10 protein-coding genes and 1 tRNA gene are annotated in these 12,390 nt (G+C 71.1%); 10 read left to right on the forward strand and 1 reads right to left on the reverse strand.

The window, feature by feature from the left end; all coding sequences use genetic code 11:
* Positions 1-76: 76 nt before the first annotated feature.
* Positions 77-1,909: a cytochrome c3 family protein gene (locus tag DEFCA_RS0113045; protein ID WP_025323465.1), complete on the reverse strand. Its 1,833-nt coding sequence runs from the start codon at positions 1,907-1,909 to the stop codon at positions 77-79.
* A 300-nt stretch (positions 1,910-2,209) separates the two neighbouring features.
* Here DEFCA_RS0113045 and cobT point away from each other — a divergent pair, with 300 nt between their 5' ends.
* From cobT to DEFCA_RS0113095, 10 genes are all read left to right on the forward strand, one after another.
* Complete coding sequence (gene cobT, locus DEFCA_RS0113050) at positions 2,210-3,319, forward strand: nicotinate mononucleotide-dependent phosphoribosyltransferase CobT (protein ID WP_029734054.1); 1,110 nt, start codon at positions 2,210-2,212, stop codon at positions 3,317-3,319.
* Positions 3,300-4,391: a threonine-phosphate decarboxylase CobD gene (gene cobD, locus DEFCA_RS0113055; protein WP_025323467.1), complete on the forward strand. Its 1,092-nt coding sequence runs from the start codon at positions 3,300-3,302 to the stop codon at positions 4,389-4,391. The genes cobT and cobD overlap by 20 nt, the downstream gene beginning before the upstream one ends.
* Positions 4,388-5,356 carry an adenosylcobinamide-phosphate synthase CbiB gene (cbiB, locus tag DEFCA_RS0113060; protein WP_025323468.1) on the forward strand — a complete coding sequence of 323 codons (969 nt, stop codon included), beginning with the start codon at positions 4,388-4,390 and terminating at the stop codon, positions 5,354-5,356. Before cobD ends, cbiB begins: the two co-directional genes overlap by 4 nt.
* A 54-nt stretch (positions 5,357-5,410) precedes the next feature.
* Entirely contained in the window at positions 5,411-6,751 is a 1,341-nt protein-coding gene (locus DEFCA_RS20800) for a GGDEF domain-containing protein (protein WP_025323469.1), read from the forward strand.
* A gap of 21 nt (positions 6,752-6,772) precedes the next feature.
* Positions 6,773-7,801, forward strand: a complete 1,029-nt coding sequence (galT, locus tag DEFCA_RS0113070) for a galactose-1-phosphate uridylyltransferase (protein ID WP_025323470.1) — start codon at positions 6,773-6,775, stop codon at positions 7,799-7,801.
* A 532-nt stretch (positions 7,802-8,333) separates the two neighbouring features.
* On the forward strand, positions 8,334-9,518 hold the full coding sequence (locus DEFCA_RS0113075; protein ID WP_025323471.1) for a phosphoglycerate kinase: 1,185 nt from the start codon (positions 8,334-8,336) through the stop codon (positions 9,516-9,518).
* Between the two features lie 21 nt (positions 9,519-9,539).
* Complete coding sequence (gene tpiA / locus DEFCA_RS0113080; protein ID WP_025323472.1) at positions 9,540-10,295, forward strand: triose-phosphate isomerase; 756 nt, start codon at positions 9,540-9,542, stop codon at positions 10,293-10,295.
* A 35-nt stretch (positions 10,296-10,330) separates the two neighbouring features.
* A complete protein-coding gene (gene secG, locus DEFCA_RS0113085) occupies positions 10,331-10,666 on the forward strand; it encodes a preprotein translocase subunit SecG (RefSeq protein WP_025323473.1) in 336 nt (111 codons plus the stop codon).
* Positions 10,667-10,682: 16 nt separating this feature from the next.
* Positions 10,683-10,768 (forward strand) — tRNA-Leu (locus DEFCA_RS0113090).
* A gap of 361 nt (positions 10,769-11,129) precedes the next feature.
* Positions 11,130-12,359: a tyrosine-type recombinase/integrase gene (locus tag DEFCA_RS0113095; protein WP_025323474.1), complete on the forward strand. Its 1,230-nt coding sequence runs from the start codon at positions 11,130-11,132 to the stop codon at positions 12,357-12,359.
* The last annotated feature ends 31 nt before the right edge of the window (positions 12,360-12,390 follow it).

A 12,390-nucleotide genomic window follows, 5' to 3' on the forward strand; every position in this document is an offset into this window, starting at 1 on the left:
CCCGAGCCGCCGAGAAAAAAAGACCCGGCCCCGAAACGCGGGGCCGGGTGAGGAAGGGGGCGAGGCGCCCCTTTTCTCAGTGGCCCATGAACCCCCAGGCGATCAGCGCGATCCCCACCAGCCCCACGCCCAGCGCGGTGAATCCGATCACCTGGCCCACCAGGTCCCACAGGGGCGGGGTGGGCTCCTCCTGCAGCGTCTCCAGCACCCCTTGGCGTTTCAGGCGCTCGTACCACGGGCGGCGCTCCTCCCACAGCTCGTGCTTGGGCAGCCGGCCCGTGAAGATCACCGGATCCATGGGGAACTTTCCGGGACGGAAGTGGGTGTTGAAGAAGTGCACCGTGAAGATGAAGCCCGACGCCAGCAGGGCCTCGTCGCTGTGCACGATCATGGCCACGTTGAAGACCCACCCCGGCAGGAACCTGCCGAAGAACTCGGGGAACCACAGGAGCAGCCCCGATCCGCCGATGGCGAACATCCCCCAGAACACGGCGAGGAAGTCGAACTTCTCCCAGTAGGTCCACCGGTCGAAGGTGGGCTCGGGGCCCAACCCGAAGAACCACCGGATCATGGCGCCGATGTCCTTCGCGTCCCGCCAGGTGGGCACCAGGGAGTCGGGACCCACCAGCTTCTGCCAGACCGTCTCACCGGTGTCCTTGAGGAACAGGTAGTACAGGATGTACCCGATGCAGGCGCCGAAGTAGGCGAAGGTGATCCCCGCGCAGATCCGGTGGATCCAGCCGGCCCGGTGGGGCCCGCCCAGCAGCCCCATCACGGCCGGGGCCCAGGGCGCGTCGTGGAACTTCAGGGGAAGCCCCGTGGCCACCAGGCCCAGGAAGCTCGCCATCATGGTCAGGTGCAGGATGCGGTCGAACCAGTTGAACCGGCGGTAGGGCCGGAGGGGCTCCTCCACCTCCGACAGCTGGTAGTGCCCCCTGCGCAGCCGCTCGCGCCGTTCCCAGTAGGCCGCCCGCCACCACAGCAGGGTGTGGAGCCAGAACACCGCAAACACCGCCACGAGCAGCCCCGTCATGAACAGCCAGGTGTAGTAGAGCACCGGGTAGTTCTCCTTGTCCCGGTGGTCGGCGTGGGGCAGGAACTGGGCGAACTGGATGGTGGAGCCCGGGTGGCACTTCCCGCAGGTCTTGGGCAGGTTGTCCGGGTAGGTGCTGGAGGCGGGGTCGGTGGAGGGCAGGATGCCGTGGGCCCCGTGGCAGTCGGCGCAGCCCGCAGCCAGGGCCGAGCCCAGGGCCTCCACCTTGCCGTGGTAGCTCTCCTCGTACGTCTTCACCGCGATGGTGGGCACACCGTTGCGGCGCATCATGGCCTCGTCGGCATGGCACCGGTGGCAGGTGTCGGTGTGGAACGCCCGGTACTCGTGGGTGTTGGGATCCCCCAGCTCCTCGATCCGGTGGAGCCCGTGGCAGTCGTTGCAGGCGGCCGAGTCGTTGTTGCCGGCGGCCACGGCCTTGCCGTGGACGCTGGCGGCGTACTCCTCGCTCTCGTGGCACACCGAGCACACCTCCACCACCCGAACCTTGGATCCGTCCCATTTTGTGATGGAGTGCACATCCGAGTGGCAGTCGGAGCAGCGCACGTCGTTCATCATGTGCACCGAGGCGAAGTGCTCCCGGCCCTCGTCCGGATGACACCGGTGGCAGGTCTCGACCTTGTCCTGGGTCCTCGATCCGCAGGCCTCGTGCTCCTCGATGTCCACCACGTCGTAGTGGCAGCTGTTGCACGCGTTTCGGCCGTGGACCGACGCGGAGTAGGCCTCGTAGTCGATCTCCTCGTGGCACTCCACGCACTGGCTGTCGTCCACGGAGGCGTCGGCGCCCCAGGGGGTGCCCACGACCACGACGAACACGGCGCCAGCCGCCCACATCGCTCGAACCGATCTCCACTTCATGACAACTCCCCTCTTCCCGAATAGAAAAGAATCCTCATGCCAAACCGCCTTCTCCACGCACCTCCTTTCTCCCCCCGGCCCATGTGCAGTCCTTCACGACCGACCGGATCAAAGCATCCAACCTATTTCCCGTCAAGATCGAAAGATTTATCCAAAGTTTTTCACGCCATGCACAGAAACAAAAAAGAGTGAAACAAAACCGAAACATCCCGCTCGGCCGCCCCCCCAAGGCCGGCCGGGTTGACCCGAGAGGCCGGCCGGGGCTAGGGTAGGCGGCCGCTCGTCTCCGGAGGAAACCCCATGCCCTGCCCGTCTCGCGCCGCCGCCCTGGACTCGCTCCGGTTCTGCTTCGAGCCGGAGGCGGGGCGCCGGTTCTGGTCCGGCCTTGCGGGCCCGCCGGCGTTCGCCTGCGTGATCGCCTCCACCGACACCGCCGAGATCCCGGGGATCTCGGCCGCGGGGGAGACGCCCGAGAAGCGCCGGTTCACGGCCGCCCTCGACAGCGAGTTCCTCGTGTTCGGCCGACCCCTCACCCTGCCCGAGATTCCCCGCAACCCCCTGGGCCCTCCGAGCCCGGTGGTGATCACCAAGGCCGCGTTGGACGGGCTGGGCGTGGTGCCCCTGATCGTGGACGCCGGCACGCGGGTGCCGCCGCTGACGCCCCGGCTGGACCTGGGGGGGGCGCCGGGCCGGTGCATCACCACCGGCAACGCCGTGGACCTGCCCCCGGGGTTCCGGGACCGATGCCGCGAGGCCGGCCGGTATCTGGCCTCCCGGGCCGCCTGGGCGGTGATCGCCGAGAGCGTGCCCGGCGGAACCACCACGGCCCAGGCCGTGCTCGAGGCCCTGGGCGTGCCGGCCGGGGGACGGGTGTCGTCCTCCATGCCCGGGGGCAACCACGAGCTCAAGGCCCAGGTGGTGGACCAGGCCCTGGCCGCCGCCGCCCTGTCCGACCGCCCTTCCGGAGAGGAGGTGGTCCGGGCCGTGGGCGACCCCATGCAGGCCGCCGTGGCCTGGATGGCCCTCGAGGCGAGCCGGTCGGTGCCGGTGGTGCTCGCGGGCGGCACCCAGATGGCCGCGGTGACGGCGCTGGCGCTCAGGCTGTGGCAGGAGGGGGAGCCCGGCGAGCCGGGCCGGATGTGCATCGCCACCACCCGGTGGGTGGCGGAGGACCCGGCCGCGGACCTGACGGGCATCCTCTCCCACCTGCCCCGGCGGATCCCGGCCGTGGCCTGCGGCCTGGACTTCACGGACAGCCGGGACCCGGGGCTGCGGCGGTACGAGGAGGGCCTGGTGAAGGAGGGGGTGGGCGCCGGCGGCGCGGCGTGCGCGGCCCTGGCCGCGGGCCGCCCCCCCCGGGACCTGGTTCACGCCATCGAGGAGGTGGTCCGTGCCCTCCCCCCCGCCTGACCGCTGGCCCCAGGACCACGGGGGCAACGTGTGGGAGGCGGTCGACGCCCCCCGGGTGGTGGACTTCAGCGCCTCCATCAACCCCTTCGGCCCGCCTCCGGGGTTGTGGGACGAGATCGAGGCCGCCTGGCCCCTGATCGTGCACTACCCCGACCGGTCGTGCCGGCGCCTGATCGAGGCGTTGGCCCGGCGGCTCGGAAGCCCGGCCCGGGCGCTCGCGGTGGGCAACGGCTCGGCCGAGCTGATCGACCTGGTGCTCCGGTGCCTGGCGCCGGAGCGGGTGGTGGTGTGCCCGCCGGACTTCGGCCTGTACACCAGCCTGGTTCCGCCCGGGGTGGCCGTGCACCGGGTGCCTCGGGCCGAGGCCCGGTCGTTCGGCCTGGACCTCCAGGGCCTGGAACGGGCCGTGCGGGCCGGCGACCTCGTGGTGTTCTCGAACCCCTCGAACCCGGCCGGGACCCTGCTGCCGGCCGAGCGGGTGCTGGCCCTGGCCGATCTGTGCCGGGAGCGGGGGGCCAGGCTGGTGGTGGACGAGGCGTTCATCGACTTCGTCCCCGATCAGAGCGTGGCGGGCCAGGCGCCGTTCCGGGAGGAGCTGGTGGTGCTCCGGTCGCTCACCAAGTTCTACGCCCTGCCGGGCCTGCGGATCGGGTTCCTGGTGGCGGCCCCCGGCGTGGCGGAACGGATCCGGAGCCGACAGGTCCCCTGGTCCGTGAACACCCTGGCCCAGGCGGCCGGCGCCTTCTGCCTGGCCCAGGAGGGCTGGGAGACCCGGGCCCGGTCGGCCCTGGAGGCGCAGCGCCGGCGGCTCGCAGCCGCCTTGGAGCGGCTGCCGGGCGTGCGCCCGCTTCCGTCGGCGGCCAACTACCTGCTGGTGGAGCTCTCCCGGCCCGCGCCCGACGCGGGCCGGGTGTACCGCGCCCTCGCCGACCAGGGCATCCTGGTCCGGCACTGCGGCAGCTTCGGCCTGGGCGAGCGGTTCGTGCGGGTGGCGGTCCGCCGGCCCGAGGAGAACGACCGGCTGGTGGCCGCCCTGGGCTCGCTGCTGCCCGCGAGGATGGCGGCGCCGTGACCGGGTTCGGGCCGCTCTCGGTCCTGGCGGCCTGGGGGCTGGACGCCGTGCTGGGGGATCCCCCCTGGATCCCCTGGCCCCACCCCGTGGTGGCCATGGGGCGGGCCGTGGCGGCGCTGGAGCGCCGGCTCTACCGGCCCGCCGGGCTCCTGTGGCGGGGGGCCGTTCTGTGGGGCGCGGTCGTGGCCGGAGCCGGCGGGGCCGCCTTGGCCCTGTGGCGGGCCGCCGGCTGGATCCACCCGGTCCTGGGAGCGGCCGTGGGCGTGTACCTGGCCTACGCCTGCCTGGCGACCCGGTGCCTGGACCAGGAGGCCCGGGAGGTGGGGCGGTTGGTGCGACGCGGCCGGATCCCCCAGGCCCGACGCCGCCTGTCCCGGATCGTGGGCCGCGACACCTCCGATCTCTCCCCCTCCGAGATCCTCCGGGCCGCGGTGGAGACCGTGGCGGAGAACGCGTCGGACGGCGTGGTGGCCCCCCTGTTCTACCTGGTGCTCGGCGCCGCCCTGGGCTGGGGCCCCGCCCTGGCCGTGGCCTACAAGGCCGTCAACACCCTGGACTCCATGGTGGGGTACCGAAACCCGCGGTACGAGACCTTCGGCCGGGTTAGCGCCCGGGCCGACGACGTGGCAAACTGGCTTCCGGCCCGCCTCACCGCCCTGCTGGCCGCGGTCGCTGCCCAGCTCCTGTGGCGCCGGGGCCGGCACACCCTGCGGGTGGCATGGAGGGACGGCCGGTACCACAAGTCGCCCAACGCCGGGTTTCCGGAGGCCGCGTTCGCGGCCGCCCTGGGGGTGGAGCTGGGCGGGCCCGCCCGGTACGGCGGCGTGGTGCGGCCCAGCCCGCGGCTCGGCGATCCGGGCCCCCGGCTGGGGCCCGCACACCTGGATCGGGCGCTCGGCCTCCTGTGGGCCACGTCGGCCCTGGCCGCAACCAGCGGCGCCCTGATCGTGGTCTTTTTCCCCTGAACCTGGCTCCGCCGCCCAGCCTCCCAGCGGGCCGAAGGCCCAAAGTGAACGACCATGGCCCGACCCGACGACCTGACCTACCGGGAGAAGTACCTCCGGCTCGTGGACGAGCTGGACGCCAAGGAGCGGGAGTGGTCCGCCCTGGGTGAGCGGCTCCGCCGGATCCTGACCCATCTGACCATCATCGCGGAGGGGCCGGCCACCCCCGAGATCTCGGCGGCCCTGGCCGAGCTGCGCGACGACCTGAAGGCCGGCCTCGACCTCGAGAAGCTGGAGAACCGCGTCGAGGAGCTGAAGGACCGGGTGCTCGCCGAGACCCGGTGGGCCGACCCCGACCAGCCCGCCCCCCCGGTGCACCACGTGCTGATCCATCTGGTGGAGCGGCTCCCCCTGCCGCCGGAGTGCGCGGAGGAGGCCCTGGCCCTCATCGAGACGTTCGAGGCCGGGATCGCCCCCGACGACCTGCCCGACGCCATCGAGGGGATCACCGGCCTCGTCTACCGGATGCGGTCCCTCGTGCAGGAGGAGAAAGCCCAGCTCGAAACCCTGCTCCAGGAGATGGCGCAGCGGCTCCGCCAGATCGACCAGGGTATCCACGGTGCATGGGAGCGCTCCCAGGAGGGGTTCCGGGCCTCCCGCCGGCTCGACACCGCCGTGCGCCAGGAGATGAGGGGGCTGACCGAGAGGAGCGCGGGGGCCGGCGACGTGGTCACCCTGCGGGACTGGATCCGGAGCAGCCTGGAGGCGATCGAGGCCCACCTGGAAGCCCACCGCAGGGCGGACGAGAACCGGGAAAAGGAGCTCCAGGCCGAGGTGGACCGCCTGCGCCAGACCGTGACCCAGCTCGAGGGCGAGGTGGAGGAGCAGCGGGACCGCGCCCGCACCGCTCGGGAACAGAGTCTCCGGGACCCGCTCACGGGGTGCTTCAACCGGCTGGCCTACGAGGAGCGGGTGCGGGCCGAGGAGGCCCGGTGGCGGCGCTACGGCAGCCCCCTGTCGATCATCGTGGTGGACGTGGACCGGTTCAAGTCCATCAACGACCGGTTCGGGCACCGGGCCGGGGACAAGGTGCTCAAGGCCATCGCCCGGATCGCGGACTCCCAGATCCGGGAGGTGGACTTCTTCGGCCGGTACGGGGGGGAGGAGTTCGTGGTGCTCCTGCCCGAGACCCCCCTGGCGGCCGCGGTGAAGGTGGCCGAGAAGATCCGACGCAGCGTGGAGGCGTTCCGGTTCCACACCCGGGGGAAACCGGTGCCCGTGACCGTGTCGTGCGGGGTGGCCCAGTTCCGACCGGGCGACACCGCCGCTTCGGCCTTCGAGCGGGCTGACCAGGCCCTGTACCGGGCCAAGGAGGCCGGACGGAACCGGGTCGAGACCGAGGCCCCGGGCTCGTAGCCCCCAACGCCGAGACGAACCATGCGCGACGCCCACTTCATCCGGCAGAACAAGCTCACGAAGCAGTGGGTGATCTTCGCTCCGAGCCGTCGGAGGCGGCCCACGGACCTGCGCGCCAAGCCCACCCCCGTGCCCGAGCAGATCCCGCCGTGCGACCCGAACTGCCCCTTCTGCCCGGGCAACGAGCCCGCCCTCGGCCGCGTGGTGCTCGAGCTCCCCGGCCCCCCTCCCCACGGGTGGCGCACCCGGGTGATCCCCAACCGGTACCCGGCCGTGTCGCCCGAGCTCGACCCCCGCCGGTACTCGGTGGGCATCCACCTGGCCCTCGAGGGCCACGGCCGCCACGAGGTCATCATCGAGTCCCCCCGCCACGACCGGGACCTGCCCGAGATGGACCCGGCCGAGGTGGAGGCCCTGATCGAGACCTACCACCGCCGCCACCGGGACCTCATGGCCCTGGACGACACGATCCTCACCCTGACCTTCCGGAACCGGGGCCCCCGGGCCGGGGCCTCGATGGCCCATCCCCACTCCCAGACCATCGCCCTGGCCGTGGCGCCCCCCCACGTGCGGTGGAGGGAGGAGGAGGCCCAACGCTACTTCGACGAGTGGGGCCGGTGCTGCATGTGCGACGTGCTGGCGTTCGAGACCCGCACCGGCGAGCGGATCGTGGCCGAGAACGACTCGTTCGTGGCCTTCGTGCCGTTCGCGGCCGAGGTGCCCTGCGAGGTGTGGATCGTGCCCCGGCGTCACCAGGCGGACTTCGGGGAGCTCGTCGATCCGGAGAAGGCTCCCCTGGCCCGGATCCTGCGGGACGTGCTGGGCCGCATCGCGGAGCGCCTGCGCCGACCCGACTACAACTACGTGATCCACTCGTCCACCCAGTACCGGGCCGGCGAGCCCCATCTCCACTGGTACATCCAGGTCCTTCCCCGCCTCACCACCCGGGCCGGGCTCGAGATCGGCACCGGCATCGCGATCAATCCCTCGATCCCCGAGGAGGATGCGGCCCTACTGCGGGCCGTTTCCAACCTCGGCGGCGCCCGGTGAGCCGCGCCCCATTGACCCGGGCCCGCTCCGCTCTTATCGTACGGCCACCCACACTCCTACGGCTCGCGCACGTCCAGGCCCCTGCGGGGCCAGCTAAAAACCAGAGACTAGAAACTGGAGACTAGTGCACCGTTTCGCAAAGACGTATGCAGGTTGCGTCGGTGGGGCTGGGGGCACCGACGAAGCGCGACGGCCGAGCAGTTCGGGCCGCCCGGCGCCAGGGGAGCGGCCGCGGCGCGTGCTCTCACGCGCCGCAGCGGACCGCGCCGAGGCGGCCCCTGCGAGGCCGTTCAGCGAAGGAGGGGCCCCCAGCCCCACCCCCTGGGAACACAACGAAATTTCGGAAACGATACACTAGACCCTGCTTCCCGGCCCCCGGGAGGTAAAGGCGAAGAGGTATGATGATTGCCCGAACGCGTGGGAATCCGGGAGGTTTTCAAGCCTTCTAGCCTCCTGGCCTTCCAGCCTCCCAGCGGGCCGAAGGCCCCAGACCGGCGACCAACGACCGAAGTTACATGGAAAGGGGTGTTCCATGGAGATCCGTTCGGTGGAGGAGATCCAGGTCGAAGGAAAACGGGTGTTCGTGCGGGCCGACCTGAACGTGCCGCTGAAGGACGGCCGCATCACCGACGACACCCGGATCCGGGCCGCCCTGCCCACCCTGCGCTATCTGCTGGACGGGGGCGCGGCGGTGGTCCTGGCGAGCCATCTGGGCCGGCCCAAGGGCCGGCCCGACCCGGCCTTCTCGCTCGCGCCGGTGGCCGAGCGGCTGGGGGAGCTGCTGGGCCTGAGCGTGTTCCTGGCCCCGGACGTGGTGGGCCCGAAGGTGGAGCCCCTGGCCCGGGACCTGGAGCCGGGGGAGGTCCTGGTGCTGGAAAACGTGAGGTTCCACCCCGGCGAGACCAAGAACGACCCGGAGCTGGCGCGCCAGCTGGCCGCCCTGGCCGACGCGTACGTGAACGACGCCTTCGGCACCTGCCACCGGGCCCACGCCTCCACGGCCGGCATGGCATCCCTTTTCCCTCCGGACCGCCGGGCGGCAGGCCTGCTGCTGCTCAAGGAGATCCGGGCGTTCGAACGGGTGCTGGACCGGCCCGATCACCCCTACGTGGCGGTGCTCGGGGGCGCCAAGGTGAGCGACAAGATCGGGGTGATCCGCAACCTACTGCCCCGGGTGGACCGGATCCTGGTGGGCGGGGCCATGGCGTACACGTTCCTGAAGGCCCAGGGAATCGAGGTGGGGGGCTCCTTCGTGGAGGAGGACAAGCTCGAGCTCGCCCGGGAGCTCCTCGCCCAGGCCCGGGAGGAGGGCAAGGAGATCGCCCTGCCCGCGGACCACGTGATCGCGCGGGACCTCAGCGCCGAGGCCGAGACCCGCGTGACCGACGGGGCCGAGGTGCCGGCCGGGTGGAAGGGGGTAGACATCGGCCCCCGGACCCGGGAGGCCTACGCCCGGGCCGTGGCCGGGGCGCGCACCGTGGTCTGGAACGGCCCCATGGGGGTGTTCGAGATCCCGGCGTTCGCCGAGGGCACCGTGGCCGTGGCCCGGGCCGCGGCCGACTCGCCGGCGTTCACCGTGGTCGGGGGCGGCGACAGCGTGGCCGCCGTGACCCAGGCCGGGCTGGCCGACCGGATCTCCCACATCTCCACCGGCGGAGGGGCGTCCCTGGAGCTTCTCGAAGGCAAGACCCTGCCGGGCATCGCCGCCCTGGGGTGAGGGCGGAGAAAGGATCCAACCATGCGCACACCGCTAGTCGCCGGCAACTGGAAGATGCACAAGACCGTGACCGAGGCCGTGGCCCTGGCCGAGGCGGTCGCCGCAGGGGTCCGGGACCTGGCCGGGGTGGAGGTGGCGGTCGCCCCGCCGTTCACCGCCCTGGCCCCGGTGGCCCGGGTGCTCACGAACACCCCCGTTCGCCTGGGGGCCCAGAACGTCCACTGGGAGCTCGAGGGCGCCTACACCGGTGAGGTGGCCGCGCCCATGCTCGCCGAGCTCGGCGTGCACTACGTGATCGTGGGGCACTCGGAGCGACGCCGGGACTTCGGGGAGACCGACGACCTGGTGGCCCGGAAGGCGGGCCGGGTGCTGGGCGCCGGCATGACCCCGATCGTGTGCGTGGGCGAGACCCTGGAGCAGCGGGACGCCGGCCGGGCCTTCGAGGTGGTGGAGACCCAGATCCGGGCGGGCATCGGCCCCCTGGGCCCCGACACCCTGGAGCGCCTGGTGGTGGCCTACGAGCCGGTGTGGGCCATCGGCACCGGCAGGTCGGCCACGGCCGAGCAGGCCCAGGAGATGCACGCCCACATCCGAGCGACCCTGGAGGCGATCGGAGGCGGCGACGCGGCCCGGGGGGTGCGCATCCTGTACGGGGGCAGCGTCAAACCGGACAACGCCGCGGAGCTCCTGGGCCAGCCCGACGTGGACGGCGCCCTGGTGGGCGGCGCCAGCCTTCAGGCGGAGGCGTTTGCATCCATTGCCCGAAGTGCGCTATAAAGTGCGTTTCGATCCTCATCCAGACGGACGGGACCATGTACACGCTGCTGATCGTCGTTCATGTGATCGTGAGCTTCATCCTGGTGGGCATCGTGCTCCTCCAGCAGGGCAAGGGCGCCGACATGGGCGCCGTGTTCGGCGGATCGAGCCAGACCCTGTTCGGCAGCTCCGGGGGCACCACGTTCCTCGGCAAGCTGACCGCGGTGGCGGCCGGGGTGTTCATGCTCACCTCCCTGGGCTTGACCTATATGGCGAGCCATCGGTATAAGGTCAGCGTGGTGCCGGACCAGCCGGCGGCCACCGCGCCCGCGCCCCAGCAGGCCCCGGCCCAGCAGCCGCCGGCCGATCAACCGGCCGGCGAGCAGAAGTAGAGCCAACCGGATTCGTGCCCAGGTGGTGGAACTGGTAGACACGCTATCTTGAGGGGGTAGTGGGGAAATCCCGTGCCGGTTCGAGTCCGGCCCTGGGCACCATCGGAAGCAGAAAGGGGAGCCGAGAGATCGGCTCCCCTTTTCGTTTGCGCCGTCCCCGACGCGCCGCAAAAAAAACGACCGGAACCCTCGAGGGACTCCGGTCGCTCGGTCGAGCGGGTTGGTGCCGAAGAGAGGACTCGAACCTCCACGGGCTTGCGCCCACCAGATCCTGAATCAGGTTGGCACCACAATACTCGACCCACGGTTGATAACTCTACCCCATTTTTTGCTATAAATTCGTTGACCTTCACCTCTCTTGTGTTATCCTGCCTCACGTCACTTCACCCCATCTTGTTAGCCCATAGATAGCCGGCTAACAAACCGGACTCCTGTTCCGCCCCCAACGGGAACGAGGGACGCCATGAAGCCCAGGGCTAGCAGCGGCGCGCGGACGACCCGCAAGACTCGTTTCACGAAGGCCGTGGTCAAGTCTCTTCAGTACGACGGGGACGGCAAGAACCGGGTGACCTGGTGGGACTCCGAAACGCCCGGGTTCGGTGTGCGGATCACGCCCAAGGGGAGCAAGTCGTACGTGGTGCTCTACCGCAACCCGGCCGGCACCCTGAAGTGGTACACCATCGGCCCCGTGGATCGGATCACCTTGACCTTGGCCCGACAGAAAGCCCGGGAGGTTCTGGCTTCTGCCGAGCTGGGGGGCGATCCGGCCCAAGAGAAGACCCGGAAGCGCGGGGAACTGCGGGTGCGGGACCTGGTGAACCTCTTCCTGGCCGACTACGTGGACGTGCACCTCCGGCCCTCCACGGCCAGCGAGTACCGGCGGCAACTGCTGACCCGTGTGGTGCCTGCCCTCGGCTCCAAGCGGGTGTCCGAGGTGACCCGCGCCGACGTGGCGAAGCTTCATCAGAAGCTCGGGAAGACCGCCCCCATCCAGGCGAACCGGACCCTGGCGGCCGTGGGCAAGATGTTCTCCTGGGCCTTGGAGCACGGTCACCTGCCCGAGGGCTCGCCGCACCCGGCCCGGGGGATCAAAAAGTTCCGGGAGACCAAGCGGGACCGATGGATCAAGCCCGAAGAGCTCCCACGCCTGGCCGAGGCGATCGCAGAGGAGCCCAACGTCTTCGTGCGCGGTGCCCTGTGGCTGATCCTGTTCACGGGGCTGCGCCGTGGGGAGGTGATGGGGCTCCGGTGGTCCGACGTTGACCTCGATCGCCACGAGCTCCACCTGCCCGACACGAAGGCCCACCGTGCTCACGTGGTGCCCCTGAGCGCGCCGGCCGTGGCGCTTCTCCAGGGGCTTCCGCGTGTCGCAGGGAACCCCTACGTCTTTCCAGGGATGCGGGAGGGGGACCACCTGCGGGACCTCAACGGCCCCTGGGCGCGGATCCGCAAGCGTGCCGGGCTGGAAGACGTGAGGCTCCACGACCTGCGCCGGACGGTGGGCTCGTGGCTGGCAACCCACGGGGCGAGCCTGCCCCTGATCGGGAAGATCCTGAACCACTCCACCCCGGCGACCACGGCCGTGTACGCGCGGCTGGCCGAGGATCCGGTACGGGCAGCCCTGGAAGAGCACGGCCGGCGGATCCTGGCAGCGGCCGAAGGGCTCAAGGTGCTGGAAGGCGGGAAGAGCTGACCGGCTCAGAACGAACCGACAACGGCAGAAA

It is taken from the genome of Deferrisoma camini S3R1 (assembly GCF_000526155.1).
In the GTDB taxonomy this organism is placed as follows: domain Bacteria; phylum Desulfobacterota; class Deferrisomatia; order Deferrisomatales; family Deferrisomataceae; genus Deferrisoma; species Deferrisoma camini.